14 protein-coding genes (1 of these 14 only partly in view) are annotated in these 14,157 nt (G+C 64.2%); 7 read left to right on the forward strand and 7 right to left on the reverse strand.

Going from position 1 to position 14,157, the window contains the following annotated elements:
* Positions 1–803, reverse strand: partial view of a tRNA dihydrouridine(20/20a) synthase DusA gene (gene dusA / locus A3OK_RS0100910; protein WP_081631140.1) — the 5' portion only. 202 nt of this gene lie to the left of the window's left edge; 803 of the gene's 1,005 nt are visible here — the first part of the coding sequence; it begins with the start codon at positions 801–803; the stop codon falls past the left edge of the window.
* Between the two features lie 66 nt (positions 804–869).
* Positions 870–1,457, reverse strand: a complete 588-nt coding sequence (locus tag A3OK_RS0100915; protein WP_036302459.1) for an urease accessory protein UreE — start codon at positions 1,455–1,457, stop codon at positions 870–872.
* Positions 1,458–1,675: 218 nt separating this feature from the next.
* Here A3OK_RS0100915 and A3OK_RS0100920 point away from each other — a divergent pair, with 218 nt between their 5' ends.
* The 3 genes from A3OK_RS0100920 (at position 1,676) to A3OK_RS0100930 (ending at position 3,701) form a co-directional block, all read left to right on the forward strand.
* Positions 1,676–1,945 carry a hypothetical protein gene (locus A3OK_RS0100920; protein ID WP_018042474.1) on the forward strand — a complete coding sequence of 90 codons (270 nt, stop codon included), beginning with the start codon at positions 1,676–1,678 and terminating at the stop codon, positions 1,943–1,945.
* 237 nt (positions 1,946–2,182) lie between these two features.
* Positions 2,183–2,908 (forward strand): TerB family tellurite resistance protein, encoded by a 726-nt coding sequence (locus tag A3OK_RS0100925; protein WP_019903052.1) that lies wholly within the window; start codon positions 2,183–2,185, stop codon positions 2,906–2,908.
* A 22-nt stretch (positions 2,909–2,930) separates the two neighbouring features.
* A complete protein-coding gene (locus tag A3OK_RS0100930; protein WP_019903053.1) occupies positions 2,931–3,701 on the forward strand; it encodes an N-acetylmuramoyl-L-alanine amidase in 771 nt (256 codons plus the stop codon).
* Positions 3,702–3,729: 28 nt separating this feature from the next.
* Here the strand turns inward: A3OK_RS0100930 and A3OK_RS0100935 are convergent, their stop codons facing one another.
* Positions 3,730–4,743, reverse strand: a complete 1,014-nt coding sequence (locus A3OK_RS0100935) for a TerC family protein (protein WP_026596801.1) — start codon at positions 4,741–4,743, stop codon at positions 3,730–3,732.
* Positions 4,744–5,017: 274 nt separating this feature from the next.
* Here A3OK_RS0100935 and A3OK_RS0100940 point away from each other — a divergent pair, with 274 nt between their 5' ends.
* On the forward strand, positions 5,018–5,884 hold the full coding sequence (locus tag A3OK_RS0100940) for a hypothetical protein (protein ID WP_036302069.1): 867 nt from the start codon (positions 5,018–5,020) through the stop codon (positions 5,882–5,884).
* Between the two features lie 74 nt (positions 5,885–5,958).
* A complete protein-coding gene (locus tag A3OK_RS0100945; RefSeq protein ID WP_019903056.1) occupies positions 5,959–7,374 on the forward strand; it encodes a M48 family metalloprotease in 1,416 nt (471 codons plus the stop codon).
* A gap of 387 nt (positions 7,375–7,761) precedes the next feature.
* On the opposite strand, the gene A3OK_RS0100950 is transcribed toward A3OK_RS0100945, so the two are convergent.
* The 3 genes from A3OK_RS0100950 to A3OK_RS24780 all read right to left on the reverse strand — a co-directional run bounded on the left by A3OK_RS0100950 (position 7,762) and on the right by A3OK_RS24780 (position 11,475).
* Positions 7,762–9,525: an ABC transporter ATP-binding protein gene (locus A3OK_RS0100950; protein ID WP_026596803.1), complete on the reverse strand. Its 1,764-nt coding sequence runs from the start codon at positions 9,523–9,525 to the stop codon at positions 7,762–7,764.
* Between the two features lie 199 nt (positions 9,526–9,724).
* Positions 9,725–11,056, reverse strand: a complete 1,332-nt coding sequence (locus tag A3OK_RS0100955) for an MFS transporter (RefSeq protein WP_026596804.1) — start codon at positions 11,054–11,056, stop codon at positions 9,725–9,727.
* A complete protein-coding gene (locus tag A3OK_RS24780) occupies positions 11,053–11,475 on the reverse strand; it encodes a PRC-barrel domain-containing protein (protein WP_019903059.1) in 423 nt (140 codons plus the stop codon). The genes A3OK_RS0100955 and A3OK_RS24780 overlap by 4 nt, the downstream gene beginning before the upstream one ends.
* A 663-nt stretch (positions 11,476–12,138) precedes the next feature.
* On the opposite strand from A3OK_RS24780, the gene A3OK_RS0100965 reads away from it, so the two are divergent.
* Complete coding sequence (locus A3OK_RS0100965) at positions 12,139–12,516, forward strand: hypothetical protein (RefSeq protein ID WP_019903060.1); 378 nt, start codon at positions 12,139–12,141, stop codon at positions 12,514–12,516.
* Between the two features lie 115 nt (positions 12,517–12,631).
* Here the strand turns inward: A3OK_RS0100965 and A3OK_RS24675 are convergent, their stop codons facing one another.
* Complete coding sequence (locus tag A3OK_RS24675; protein WP_019903061.1) at positions 12,632–12,760, reverse strand: hypothetical protein; 129 nt, start codon at positions 12,758–12,760, stop codon at positions 12,632–12,634.
* A gap of 563 nt (positions 12,761–13,323) precedes the next feature.
* On the opposite strand from A3OK_RS24675, the gene A3OK_RS0100975 reads away from it, so the two are divergent.
* The gene (locus tag A3OK_RS0100975; protein ID WP_019903062.1) at positions 13,324–13,656 is read left to right on the forward strand and encodes an SWIB/MDM2 domain-containing protein; all 333 of its coding nucleotides are present in this window, start codon (positions 13,324–13,326) and stop codon (positions 13,654–13,656) included.
* The last annotated feature ends 501 nt before the right edge of the window (positions 13,657–14,157 follow it).

A 14,157-nucleotide genomic window follows, 5' to 3' on the forward strand; every position in this document is an offset into this window, starting at 1 on the left:
TTCGCGATTGTCGGTGCGAAGGCTTCAACCGCCTCGAAAGCATCCGCCACCGGGGAAGGATCGTCGAAGACCTGTCTGTCCACCTCAATGAGAACGGACGGATCGTTATAGGCCGCTCGTCCCATCATCACCCCGTCCACATGGTCGAGTTGTGTCAGCGTTTCCGCGATCGTCGCGATGCCGCCGTTGATGGCGATGGGCAGGGAAGGGCGCCTCTGTTTCAAACGCGCCACGCGCCCGTAATCGAGGGGCGGCACGTCCCGGTTCTCCTTGGGCGACAATCCTTGAAGCCAGGCCTTGCGGGCATGCACGATCAGCCCGTCGACGCCTGCCTGCTCCACCGCATCCACCAGCGCATCCAGAGCGACCTCGGTATCCTGGTCATCGACGCCGATGCGGCATTTCACGGTGACCGGCACGGAGATCGCGGCCTTCATCGCGGCTATGCACTCGCCGACCAAGACCGGATCGCGCATGAGGCAGGCACCGAAGCGGCCATCCTGAACGCGGTCGGAGGGGCATCCGACATTGAGGTTGACCTCGTCGTAGCCGAAGCCTTCCGCGATCCGCGCCGCCTCGGCGAGGTCCGCCGGCACCGATCCGCCAAGTTGCACGGCGACCGGGTGCTCCACGCCGGAAAAGCCGAGAAGCCGCTCCCTGTCGCCATGGATCACGGCATTGCTGGTGACCATCTCGGTATAGAGCCGGGCGCGGCGCGAGAGGACCCGATGGAACGACCGGCAATAGCGGTCAGTCCAATCCATCATCGGCGCAACCGAGAAACGGAGATCGCTTGGTATCATGGTGCTTGTATGGGGTAGCCGCCGCCTGGCTTCAATCGGGCGCGCTCGCCTCTTCCGCCGACCTGCTCAATGATCGTGCTTGCAGTCTGGTCCATGAACATGCCCGTGGTCATGGCCTGCATGGCCATGGTCCGCGTGATCGCGCGCATGCGAACTGACGTGATCGTGGGAATGCCCGTGATCGTGAGAGTGGCCATGCTCATGATCGTGACCGCACTGGCTGTGGTCGTGGGACTCCCGCTCGGGCTTGAAGGCGCGCGTGACCGAGGTCGCGGCACAGCCTTGGCCGCGGATGAGTTCGGCATTGGCGGCGGTGTTCGGCACATAGAGGACGTCGGCACCGATCTCCGCGGAAACATGGTTGCCGCCGAGCTGCCATGACAGCCGCATCAGTCGCGCGGGGTTCTCCGCACGCACTTCGAGCAGCGACTCGGCCACAGCGTGAACCGTCACCAGACGACCGTCCTCGAGACGAAATGCGTCTCCGTCGTCGACCGGAGATGGTTTCTGCAGCGCAAGGGTAAAGCTCAGCCCCTTAGCGCCCGTCAGGATGGCGGGCGCGCCCTGGCGGCCGGCATGGTCGAGAGACACGGTGTCCGTGACGGAATCGGCACGGATGGCCGCTTTGCGGACGATGGCGGTGGCGCGCAGCATGGCTTCCTCGAACGGTCGTGCATTCATTTGGGCGTCCAGCGATGGCCTCCCAAGGTCCCTGGCGTGCATCTTTAGAGGGTTTTTTACCCGAACGGAAAGCGTGGCCGGAACCGTTTCGCTATCCAGTGCATTCCACGAAAGGAATGGCTAAGCTAAGGGGCGCAAGGTCGCTACGGCCAAAAGCCTCGAAACAAGACGCACAAGGGAGTCTCGGGACCATGAAGAAGCTCATCGCCGCCACCCTCGCCGGGGCTCTCGCCCTCTCCCTCGGTGCCTGCAACACCCCACAGGATCGCGCGCTTGGCGGCGCCGGTCTCGGTGCCCTGGCCGGTGCGGCCATCGGCGGCGCTGCAACGGGTCGTGCAGGCGGCGCTCTGGCCGGTGCAGCCATCGGCGGCGCCAGCGGTGCGATCATTGGCGCCGGCACGGCCCCGCGCTGCCCCTACGGCACCTACCGCGACGCCTACGGCGACGTGTACTGCCGCTGAAACACCGTTTCGTCTCAAGGCGGGATCAGGGCCGGGGCATATGCCTCGGCCTTTTTTCGTGTCGCGACGATTCATGCCGAGAGGACATGACGGGCAGGGGGCAATTGCCCTATGCGGGTTTGACCACGCGCTCCGGCGCGCGGCCGGACGACGATCAATTGCGATGACGATGCTGCCTCGACACGATTCCAATTCTCACTCTACAACCGCTCGCCGCCCCGACGATGGCTGCGCACCATGAGCACCGGCATCTGGGGAAAGCTCGGCGGCGCGGGGATCGGACTTGCCATCGGCGGACCGATCGGTGGATTGGTCGGTGGCGTCGCCGGCCACTTCCTGGTGGATCGAGAGGGCGCGCTGTTCGGCGCGACGCCCAAGGACGTGGTCTTCACGACCGGCCTCGTGGCACTCGCGGCCAAGATGGCGAAATCCGACGGCGTGGTGACGCCATCCGAGGTCGAGGCCTTCGCCAAGGTCATCCAGGTGGAGGAACGGGACCGGGCCGGCGTTCAGCGCCTGTTCGACCTCGCCAAAGGCACCTCGGCTGGTTTCGAAGCCTATGCCAGGCAGATGGCGACCGCCTTTCGAGATGAACCCGCTTTGCTGGAGGACGTTCTCGACGGCCTGTTTCACATCGCCAAGGCCGATGGTGCGATCCACGAGGCGGAAGAGCGTTATCTGCGTGCGGTTGCCGAGACCTTCGGTTTCGATGACGTCGCGTTCCGACGCATCGCCGCCCGACATGTCCGCCTTGCCGACGATCCCTACCTCGTTCTCGATCTCGACCACGACGCGAGCGATGCAGAGGTGAAAGCCCGGCACCGCGCGCTGGTGATGGAGAACCACCCCGACCGGGCAATCGCACGTGGAGTGCCGCCCGAGGCGGTGGCGATCGCGACCGGACGGCTCGCCGCCATCAATGCCGCTTATGACCGGATCGTTGCCGAGCGGAGGCCGCGCTGAGGCGCGACGGGAGAACAGCCGCATGAAGCCGACGCCCGAGAGCCCGGTGGCGACCAGCGTGATGCCTTCGCCCAACCATGGCGAGCGCAGGGGAGGCCCGCCGACCATGCTCGTCCTGCATTACACCGGGATGGAAAATGCGACCGTCGCGTTGCAGCGCCTCGCCAATCCCATCTCAGAGGTCTCGGCGCATTACGTCGTGCTCGAGGACGGACGGGTGATCCAGATGGTGCCCGAAGGCCGACGCGCCTGGCATGCCGGCGCCGGCGTTTGGGGCCGTGCCGCGACTGGTGTCGAACGAGACATCAACTCCCGCTCGCTGGGCATCGAAATCGTCAATGGCGGGCATGTCGGCGGCTTGCCGCCTTACCCGTCCGCACAGATCGAGGCGGTGATCGCGCTCTCCCTCGATCTCGTCGCCCGATGGGGCATTGCGCCCTGGCATGTCCTGGCGCATTCCGACGTGGCGCCGGAGCGCAAGGAAGATCCCGGTGAGCATTTTCCCTGGGCCCGTCTCGCACAGGCAGGGGTCGGGCAATACGTGGCGGCAGCCCCTATCCGCGACGGGCGTTTCTTCGCAGAGGGCGATGCCGGCCAGCCGATCGAGGCGCTGCAGGCCATGTTCGCGCTCTACGGCTACGACGTTCCGGTGACGGGAACCTTCGATCGACGGACAAAGGCCGTCGTGACGGCCTTTCAACGGCGATTCCGCCAGGAGCGCGTGGACGGTGTCGCCGACGCTTCCACCATCACGACATTGAGGGATCTACTGGCGGGTCTCCCGTCTCGGTGAGCGATTTCGATGATGCTCGGCCTCGTCGTCATGCGCTCTGCGAAATCCCCTCCGCGCGCTCGTCCCTGGCCGAGTCCCGCGTGCGCCACAGGCTGTAGGCGACACCTCCGGCCAGTAGAACCAGGGTCACTGCGAGCGAGATCCAAGGCGGCACGTGGATGAGATCAAACGTGTCGGCCACCACGATCTTGGTGCCGATGAAGATCAGAATGAAGGCCAGAGCCGTCTTCAGGTAGGCGAAGCGGTCGACCATGGCGGCCAGTGCGAAATAGAGCGCGCGCAAGCCGAGGATCGCGAAGATGTTCGAGGTGTAGACCACGAACGTATCGGTGGTGATCGCGAAGATGGCCGGCACGCTATCGACGGCGAAGATCACGTCCGCGCCGTTCACCAGGATCAGGCCGAGGGCCAACGGGGTGAACCAGAGGACCTTCCTGCCGGTTTCAGGGTCGGGTTTGCGCACCACGAAGCGCTGGCCATGCATCTCGGGCGTGATGCGCATGACCTTGCGCAATAGCCGCACCATCGCATTGTCTTGGATGTCGCCGGTTTCCGCCTCTTTGCCGAACAGCATCTTCAGGCCGGCGAAGATCAGGAAGGCGGCGAAGATCGACAGGACCCAGGCGGCCTGGTGCACCAGAGCAGCGCCGAGCCCGATCATCAGCCCGCGCAACAGTACCGCCGCGAGGATACCCCAGACGAGCACCCTGTGTTGGGCAGCGCGTGGAATGCCGAGCGAGGTGAGGATGACGGCGATGACGAAGACGTTGTCCATCGACAACGACTTCTCGACGACGAGGCCAGCCACGTATTCCTGCGCCGGCTGAGCCCCGAGATACCACCAGATCCAGGCGCCGAAGGCGAGGCCCAGGCTGAAATAGAAGGCCGTGAGGAGCAGGCTCTCCTTGACGCCGATCTCGTGGTCCTTGTCCCGATGCAGCAGCCCCAAATCGAATGCGAGAAGGCCTGCGACCAGGGCATGAAACCCCAGCCACATCCATAGCGGCTTACCGAGCCATTCGATGAACAGAAAGTCGACCATGTGGGACCGTCGATGCTTTGCGTGACGCAGGAAAGCATCGGCTCCGACATCACGGAAAGCGTAGACGCTCATCCGCCAGAGGGGCCCGCAACCGATTTCCGATAGCTGGGTACAGCCATGGCGGTGATCAAGGGACGGCCGCTATCGAGCGAACGTGCCCCGAGAACGATGGGTCTGAAGAGTTCCAGCGGTGTGGCTCACCGGCCGCAGCCGGGGGTAAACGTCCCGTCGCTCCTCCCTGCTTCCTTGTTTTGCTGCAATGCGACGCTCCACAATGCCGCTCGGTCGCTCCGGTTCGGAATCGGTCAAGCGGAGAAGACAGCGCGTGATGATGGGTCGGCGTGCCGGACGGGTGATGAAGGTGGTGAGCTCGGCGCTCCTCTTCGCCGCGTCGGGACTCTCTGCGACGGGATTTGCCGAGGCGACGAGTTCCGCTGTGCCCGAATGCCGGACCGGCTCGATGCGCCAGGACTCGCTCGCTGCGGTGGGAGAGCGCGGTGAGATGCTACTGGCATCGGGCGTCCGGGCCGTCCTCGACGGGATACGGTGGCCGGTGGAGGATGACGCCGCAGTGCGTGCCTGGATCCTCAAGCATCGGGACCGCACCCTCACCATCCTTCCGCGCGGCGAGCTGGATCGCTGGGGGCGTGCGCATGTGGATGCGGCGGTGGTGGATGAGGCGATCGATCTCGCCGGTGGACTCATAGGCGAGGGGCTCGTTTATGCCGATGCAGGGGAACGCGATGCACTCTGCCGACCGGCTTTGATGAGCTTGGAATCGGCGGCGCGCATGGCGGATCGGGGGCTGTGGCGCTCAGGTGTTCGAGAGAGCCGTGACGCCGCCGCTCTGCGCGAGGCGACCGGGCGTTTCGTCGTGGCACAGGGCCGGGTTCTGAACGTCGGCGAGCGCTCTGCTCGGACCTACCTCAATTTCACGAAACGAGGCGAAGACGGCTTGACGGTAACCGTGTCGAAACGCACTTGGCGCCAGTTGCGCGAACGTGGTCTGAGTGCGGCAACGCTGCGGGGGCGGCTCGTTCGGGTCCGTGGTGTCGTCGAGTTGTGGCGCGGTCCCACCCTCGACATCGCGAGCGCGGACATGATCGAACTTCTGGATGAGGAGCGGGCGCTTCGGCGTTGAACGGCATGAGCGGGGGGCAGACACAACATCGCGGATCCTGGGTTGGCCGTAGCGGGCTGCTCTCGTCATCGCTCATGCTTCTGCTGCTCGCGGGCTGCGGTGCCGACCAGACCGGCGCAGTGCTGCAACCTGCGGCGATCAAGGTTCCTGCCGAGGCTCCACGAACCACCGGTCGGGAGCGGACGGCGTCGGATGCCGATCATGCGAAGCTCGTTGCCTCTTTCGGCGGTGAATATCGCTCGCCCACGGCGCTTCGCCTGCTGACCGAGGTGACTGACCGTCTGGTCAAGGCGACCGACCGGCCCGAGGAGACTTATGCGGTCACGCTTCTCGATTCCCCCGTCATCAATGCATTCGCCCTTCCCAATGGCCGCCTCTACGTGACGAGGGGCCTCCTGGCGCTCGCCAGCGACACGTCCGAGATCGCGGCCGTGCTGGCTCACGAGATTGCCCACGTCACCTTGCGCCATGCCACGGCGCGGACCGAACTCGCCCTGCGCTCGCAGTTGGTGAGCAAGGTGGTGGCCGACGTGCTCAACGATCCGACCACCGGCGCACAGCTGCAGAACCAATCGAAATTCGCGCTCGCCCGCTTCTCCCGCGATCAGGAACTCGAAGCCGATGGGATCGGTGTACGGACCCTGGCACGGGCAGGTTACGATCCGTTCGGGGCAGGGCGTTTCCTCAACTCGCTGAACCGCACCACCAACATGAAGACCGGGACCGGCATGGCCGGCGAGCCGGACATGCTCGCCACCCATCCCGGCACCACCGAACGCATTACCCTCGTCACGCGTGCCGCGCGGCTCATCGGGGCGCCCGGCCTCGGGGTCGACGAACGTGCCCGCTATCTCGCCGCGATCGATGGGATCGCCTATGGCGACAATCCCGGAGACGGGATCGTCAAGGGCCGCCGTTTCCTTCATCCGGGCCTCGGCATCGCCTTCGAGGTGCCGGAGGGGTTCACGATCGAGAACACCCGCAATGCGGTGCTCGGAGCGACCGGCGAAGGCAGCCGAAGGCTGTTGTTCGATCAGGTCGAAAGCCATGTCGGCCAAAGCCTGGAGGATGTGCTGCGCGCCACTTGGAGCGACGTGATCGAGGCGGGTTCGATCGAGAACCGCATGATCGCCGGCAATTCCGCGGTGACCGCGCAGTCGCGGGGCAAGGACTGGACCTTCCGCCTTGCGGCCATCCGTGTCGGTGAGACCACTTTCCGCATGATCATGGCGGCAAAGGGCAGCACCGATCCCGATGGTGCGTTCCGGAGATGGACTGAGAGCCTGTCCGGTGTCGGTCCCGACGAAGTCAGAGCGCTTCGCCCGCTCCACATCCAGGTCGTGACCGCCGGGCCGACCGATACGGCAGACGAGTTGGCACGGCGAATGGTCGTGTCGGATCGTCCGCTGGACAGGTTCCTCGTGCTCAACGAACTGGAACGGGGCGCCGTCATACGTCCGGGGCAAAGCTACAAGCTGGTCGTCGAGTAGATCCATAGGACGCCTTGATCAGCGAGGCGTATCAGCCTTCAGCTGCCGGACGTCGTGGGAGCCATTCCCAACCCGATTGGTCGTTCGCCGTTGCCCTCCGAAGCTGCTGCGTCGTTCTCAAGATTGTAGCGAGGCAAGTCAGCGCTGAAGTTGCACTCACCATTCTCGGAGCGGCGCACGGGTCAATGTCCTGCGCCATGGATGGGTGGCAGCTTGCCGAGGCGGCGCGAGAGATTCAAGGGAAGCTACGGGAAGCTATTCCGAATGCTTCCCCCATACACCGCTGTGACTCGCAGAAGAGGCTCTCTCGTTCCGCAAGCTCTATCGCGCGGCGGCGATCATCCCGGCAGTCAAGCGATCCAAGATATCGCCGACGGCCTGATCCGTTTAAGCGGCAGCGAGGGCGAGGGACATCGATTCCTTCTTCATCAGCTCCCGGTAGAAACCGTCGAGATGGGTCAGCTTGTCCGGCGAGCCGTCCTGGATGACGCGACCGCCTTGCAAGACCACGATCCGGTCGAAATCCTTCAACGTCGAGAGACGATGCGCGATGGCGATGACCGTGCGGCCCTTCATCAGATTGGCGAGGGCGTGGCGGATCGCTTCTTCGGATTCCGCGTCGAGGGCCGACGTCGCCTCGTCGAGGAGGAGTATCGGCGAATCCTTCAGGATGGCGCGAGCGATCGCGATGCGCTGACGCTGGCCGCCTGACAGCTTCACGCCCCGGTCACCCACGATGGTGTCAAAACCTTCCGGCAACGCTTCGATGAAGTCGGTGCAGTGGGCGGCAGCGGCCGCTTTCCAGACATCCTCGTCAGATGCGTCCGGCCGGCCGTAGCGGATGTTCTCACGCAATGTCCGGTGGAACATCGAGACATCCTGCGGCACGACCGTAATGGCCTCGCGCAGTGATTCCTGCGTAACACGGTTGATGTCCTGGCCGTTGAGCAGGATCTTGCCGCCCTGGACCTCGTAGAAGCGCTGGAGAAGCGAGAACAGGGTCGACTTGCCGCCGCCAGACTTGCCGACGAGGCCGATACGCTGGCCGGGCTCGATCGTGACGTTGAAATCCGTAAACACGGCGCGGCCATCGGGATAGGAGAAGGCAACGTGGTCGAAGCTGATCTCAGCGCCCGTGCCGGAGAGCGGCATGGCCTCAGGATGGTCGATCAGGTCGTGCGGCTGAAGCAGAGTGTGCAAGGCCTCGGACAAGCGGGCCGTATGTTGTGTGGCGTCCACCAGAGCGACAGCGAGGTCGCGGGTCGCTGCGAGGATGCGGATGCCCAGGGTACAGACGAGGACCACCTGGCCGTTCGTCGCCTGTCCGGCCTCCCACATGGTAATTGCCCAGTAGAGCAGCCCAAGCACGGCGAAGACCGTCAGGATCGCGTGAACGATCCGCAGCTTCTCCAGGTAGAGGAGCGAGGATCGGCGAGAGCGCATCTCGACGCCGATCGTGCCGTCGAATCTTTTGTACTCACGCTTGAACGCCGAGAAAGCACGGACGAGAGGCATGTTGCCGACGAGGTCCACCATTTCGCCGTCGACGCTCGCAGCCTTGGCGGCGAAATCGTGGTGGAGCGGCTTACCCGCAGCCGCCATCTTGAACATCAGCAGCACCACCGCGCCGAAGATGGTGGACAGGACGAGTGCCATCGTGAGGCTGACGGTGCCGATATACAGGATCGAGCCGAAAGCCGCGACGCAAGGCGGCATCACGTTGAAGACGAACATGTTCTCGACCGTGAAGATCGCGTTCGAGGTCGCCGTGATGCGCGAGGCCAGCGTGCCTGGCTGCCGATCCGCGAAGAAGGACGGCGAATGGCCGGTCATATGCCGGAACAGGTCGCGACGGATGTCGCCGGTCACACCGACGAAAGTGAAGGAGCCGACGAGGCTTGCCACGCGCCAGAGCATGTTGTCGGCGGCGATGAAGGCAATGAGGATCGCCAATGCGCCCCAGATCAGGCCTGCGCTCGGGCCCTTGCTCAATGCGTCGACCACGCCCTTCAGCGCGTAATCCGTGCTCACCGAAAAACCGACGGCCCCAAGCACGGCGCAGAGGATCACCAGATGGGGCAGCGCCCGCCGCTTGAGATAACGGCTCACGAAGGCGAAGGGCCTGTCGGCGTAGACGCAGAGGTCTTCCATCTGGGTGACCATCCCGGTGCTCATTCTTATCTGTCGGATGCTGACGAATCCTGCAAGCAGGCTGCACGAAACCGTGATCACATAGGTCGCAACGCAAATCTCGTCCATGCGTTGCAGGCTGCCGTCAAGCTTCGGCCATTATAGCGAGAAAACCTGAACGGGCGTTGATCGGCAAGCGAATTCGGTGCCGCTTTCCCCTTCAGACCGGCTCGACGGGACGTGTCTCGGGCATGATCAGGGCGAGCAAGGCGAAGCCCGCAAGCCCGACGATCGCGAGCCCGAGGAAAGCGCTGTGACTGCCAAGATGATCGGCCATCACACCGGCCAGTGAGGTCGACAAAGCGGCACCGATGCCCATGGCGGTCCCGACGGCACCGAGTGCGAGATTGAAACGGCCGGTACCCCGGGTGACGTCCGAGACAACGAGGGGAACCATGACGCCGAACACGGCCGCCGAGATGCCGTCGAAGACCTGAATCGCGACGAGGAGTTCGGGACTGTCGGTATAGGCGAAGAGCAGACCGCGGATCGGCAAGGCCGCAAACCCGATGAGCAGAAGTGGGCGACGGCCCCATCTTTCGGCCGCCCGTCCGACAGCGGGACCGGAAATGGCCAGGACGACTTGAGGCACCACGATACAGGCAGCGATGAGAGCCGTGGCGGTTTCGCTGGCGCGAAGGGTGAGCATGCTGCCCACCAGCGGCAGCATGGCCGCGTTGGCGAGGAAGAACAGGGTCATGCAGGCGGCAAAGCACAGCAGGGCGCGGTTGGTGAGGATGGCCTTGAGAGCGTTCTCCTTCGGACGGGGAGCCCCTTCCTCGGATCGGCGTGCCTGTGATGGCGTCGCGCCGGGGCGGATGAACGAGAGCGCGATCAGGGTCGGCACCATCAGGAACGCGGTGAGATAGAACACTGCGTCGTTCGACAGGTAATAGCCGCAGGCACCCATCAGCGCGGCCGCCACGGCATTACCAAGGGCGGAAAAGCTGGCGTTGCGCCCGAGCCGTTCGCCAGCTCGATTGTGGCCGACGAGGCCTATGCTGATTGCGGCGATGGCCGGCGTCAGGATGCAACTCGCGGCGGAATGCGCCGCCATGGCGAGTAGGACGATGAGGAAGCTCGGCCACATGGCGAGGGCGAAGGCACTGAGCGAAATCGCTACGACCGAGAGTCCGGCCGCGAAACGCCGAGATCGGACGGCATCGACGAAAGCACCGCCCGGTACCTGACCGAGCAGGCTGACGAGGCTACCGATCGTGAGCGCGAAACCGATATCGGACTGCGTCCATTGCGCCTGCGTGAAATACACGGCGAGGAACGGGCCGAAGCCGGTCTGAAGGTTCGCCACGAAGAACGCGAAAGCATCGAGCCCCCGCCGGCTCCTGACCGAAACGGCCGGCATGTCGGTCGGAACCTCTCCAGGCATCTCGGTGTATGCCTCGCGCCTCGGAGCCCCACGCGGCCGGAATTCCGACCGCGGTAATTCACGGGGCCTGATGACGCGTCGGTGCTGCGGGCGGGGTGCCGTCATTTGTCCGGCGTTTTTTCAGCCGGTTTGTCGGGCGAAGCAGCGGAGCTCGAGCCGGGCTGTGGCACTGTGGGAACTTGAGCAGGCGCGGGAATTTGGGCCGGCGCGGGAGCCGCAGCCTGATCGCCGTCGGGGGGTACGCTTGGGCTCGCCGGGCCCAGCACCACGATGGGGTCCCCCGGCTTGTATTCCGGTGAGACTCGCACCTGGTTCCGGCTCAATTGAAGGACGAGCCGGCTCGGCTTTCCATCGGGAGCGAAGCGCATGGAGCGCCAATCGACGGCGATCTTGCGGGAGCCGACGCCGAGGAAGCCTCCGAAGTCGATGATCGCCGCACGTGGGCGTCCATCCTTGTCGAGGATTATGTCGATGATTCGGCCCATATCTTCGCCGGTCGAGCTGCGTACGGCCTTGCCGAGCACTCCCTCATAATCCTGCGTATCGAGGACAGTCGCCGGCGTGCCTGTCGCTGGCACGGGAGCGATCGCCGAGGGTGGGACCGGAGCTACGGTCTGGGGAGACGCGACAGGCGGTACAGGCGCTGCTGGCTGCGGCACAGGACTGGACTGGGGCGGCGGCGCAGGAGCAACCGGCGTCGCTTCACTCGCTGGTGCATCGACCGGGGTGTTACCCTCGGCTGCAGCAGCTGCGGCCCAAAGGGTGATCGACGCTGCGGCGATCATCCGGACAGTTCTGAACACGTGCGTTCCCCGAAGAAGCATCTCGCCGGCCCTTGCTCAATCTTGGCCGTTCCGGCGGGTTCCCATCTGCCATGGGATGGACGGCGTATGAGGGTGGACCAAGGCGAAGTTGTGGATGAAGGAGGGCCGATCGGCGGTGGAGCGGCCAGCGAAAAGTCGAATTGGCAAGAACCGGACCGTCGACGACATGGTGACGTGGACCGAAGAGGGTGTCTAGGCGATCGGTCGGACGACGGCGCTGAATTTTTCCGACGCGCGGGGGCGAGAGGTGTGGCGAAAGCACTGCGATCGTCTGGTTTTCGCCTTTTGTGCATCGTAGAGATGCGCCCAATCATGCCGGACCACCCCATGAACCGTGGTGGGATACTTTTGAGGATTCAGTCGATGCGTATTCTGTCGAACGCCAGCGCTGTCGCGCTCGTTGCTGCGGCCTTGGGCGGCTGTCAGGCCTTGGGCGGCAGCGCTGGCGTCATGCCCGAGAGCGAGGTGGGACCTCCGCCGTCCATGCGCAGCGCGATCCCCGGTGCTGCACGCGCGCGCGCCGCTGAAGTGGATCCCGATGGCGTTCCCCTGCAGACGTCGCCGACGCGGCGGCTCGATCTTCCGAAATCGGCCGGCGGCCAGACGCGTGCTCAGGCGGAAGCTGAGCGGCGCATCCGACGCGAGGATATCGAAGGCGATACGACCAGCCGGTCGAGTTCAGGTGGTCTTGCACCGCAGATGGGGTCGGGCGGGAGCGTCGGTCTCGGCGGGAAATTCTAGAGACAATCGGCAACGTCAGCCGTCAGTCGCGCCAAGCCACGGGCATTCCAACCCGTCGATGACTCATGCGCGACGGACTCTCTTTCTCGGTGGAGAGAGCCGGAATTGCCTCGGCTCAGATCAGATCGCCGCCGCGTATGTCGGACACGACCCGGCCTTCGGCCACCAAGAGGCCAGCAAGACCAGCAAGGAGCACGCCTGAAGCGATGATGGAGAGGACAGCGACTGCGATGATCATACCCATACAGTTGCTCATCGCGCTTAAGGGAACGTTGCCGCTGTTCGAGTGAATCACTCACCATCGCCCACGGTCAGCGGCCGAGGGGCAGGACGGCCGAAAAAAATCTGATGGTCCGGCCGTGCGGCAGGTTCTGCCTTTTTGATTTGGTGCTCGATCGACGAATGCCCGTTTGTTTCCCACGACTTGGATCGCATGGCCTTCATCTACCTGCCGACGGCGCATTTGTGCCGTGGCAGCCGGCGGCGTCATTTTAAGATACTGATACAAAAAGGCTTTTCCGCATTCCCTCCAAAACGTGGCAATCGTATCGCGCAGTGGTTTGCATCACCGATGACGGCAGACTCGCGTGCTGGCGGAGGTCGAATCTACCCTGTTGCGAGTTCGGATGATCGAGTGACGGGGGGTGGCTTCATCCCCGCTATCCTCCTTGCTTCTGTGGATGGGTGGTCGGACTACGTGTTTCCCTCTTGGAACGCTCTCAGCACCGCTTAGTTGTTGCAGCTATGCGCTCCGAGGCCATGGGCCGTGGACGTGATGGCCCACAAAGCCAAAATCCGGAGGAACTGATGGCAACCAAGACCACCACGAAGGCCGCCGACAAACCGGCAGCCGCCAAGAAGACCGCTGCCCCGAAGACCGAAGGCGCCGCCAAGCCCAACGCTCTCCAGCAGCCGCTGAAGCCCTCCGAGGAGCTCGCAGCCGTCGTCGGCGCCGCAGCGCTTCCGCGCGGAGAAGTGGTCAGCAAGGTCTGGGAGTACATCAAGAAGCACAATCTCCAGAATCCCGAAAACAAACGCGAGATTCTGGCCGACGACAAGCTGAAGAAGGTCTTCGGCAAGGACAAGTGCACGATGTTCGAAATGAACAAGCATCTCGCTGCGCATCTGAAGTCGGCCTGAATGCCATCCGGCCCGGTGCTCGGATGGCGCCGGGCCAGTTTTTCGGACAGCGCAATGAGATAATGCCGTCCGGCTTGAGCGAATCTTGCGCGTCGTCGCGCATCACTCCGCCCACCGACGCAAAGAGCCCCTCCGCCGGATGCGCTTGCCGCGAGATCGTGGGCACAAGCCATCGTCGATAGGCGAGGATGAGTGACGTTGGCCGGTGTTCGGCGACGAGATCTTGCCCGAGAGCATCGGGATCGACCTCGCCGGCATCCTTCGCTCTCTGCGCCAGGAAATCCAAAACCGCGTTCCACAGGGTGGGCCCGGACAACACCCTGTTCGCAATGAATGCACTACCGCAAACAGGCTCGGCCAAACCATGCAAGGCGGCGAGTTGGGCGGACCCGTCATCCCGCGATGGATCGATTCCATGAGGATGTTCAGCGCCGCCTGACTCGACATAGAGGCGATACGTTTCCGACCAGCCTCGACCATGCCGGGTCGAAAACGCCTGTA

This window comes from Methylobacterium sp. 77, from assembly GCF_000372825.1.
Taxonomy (GTDB): Bacteria; Pseudomonadota; Alphaproteobacteria; order Rhizobiales; family Beijerinckiaceae; genus Methylobacterium.

Coding starts and splice junctions, on each gene's coding strand:
- A3OK_RS0100915 (WP_036302459.1), bottom strand. CDS start 1,457: ATGCTGCGCGCCACCGCCATCGTCCGCAAAGCGGCCATCCGTGCCGAT.
- A3OK_RS0100920 (WP_018042474.1), top strand. CDS start 1,676: ATGAAGAAGCTCATCGCCGCCACCCTCGCCGGGGCTCTCGCCCTCTCC.
- A3OK_RS0100925 (WP_019903052.1), top strand. CDS start 2,183: ATGAGCACCGGCATCTGGGGAAAGCTCGGCGGCGCGGGGATCGGACTT.
- A3OK_RS0100930 (WP_019903053.1), top strand. CDS start 2,931: ATGAAGCCGACGCCCGAGAGCCCGGTGGCGACCAGCGTGATGCCTTCG.
- A3OK_RS0100935 (WP_026596801.1), bottom strand. CDS start 4,743: ATGGTCGACTTTCTGTTCATCGAATGGCTCGGTAAGCCGCTATGGATG.
- A3OK_RS0100940 (WP_036302069.1), top strand. CDS start 5,018: ATGCCGCTCGGTCGCTCCGGTTCGGAATCGGTCAAGCGGAGAAGACAG.
- A3OK_RS0100945 (WP_019903056.1), top strand. CDS start 5,959: ATGCTTCTGCTGCTCGCGGGCTGCGGTGCCGACCAGACCGGCGCAGTG.
- A3OK_RS0100950 (WP_026596803.1), bottom strand. CDS start 9,525: ATGGAAGACCTCTGCGTCTACGCCGACAGGCCCTTCGCCTTCGTGAGC.
- A3OK_RS0100955 (WP_026596804.1), bottom strand. CDS start 11,056: ATGACGGCACCCCGCCCGCAGCACCGACGCGTCATCAGGCCCCGTGAA.
- A3OK_RS0100965 (WP_019903060.1), top strand. CDS start 12,139: ATGCGTATTCTGTCGAACGCCAGCGCTGTCGCGCTCGTTGCTGCGGCC.
- A3OK_RS24675 (WP_019903061.1), bottom strand. CDS start 12,760: ATGGGTATGATCATCGCAGTCGCTGTCCTCTCCATCATCGCTTCAGGC.
- A3OK_RS0100975 (WP_019903062.1), top strand. CDS start 13,324: ATGGCAACCAAGACCACCACGAAGGCCGCCGACAAACCGGCAGCCGCC.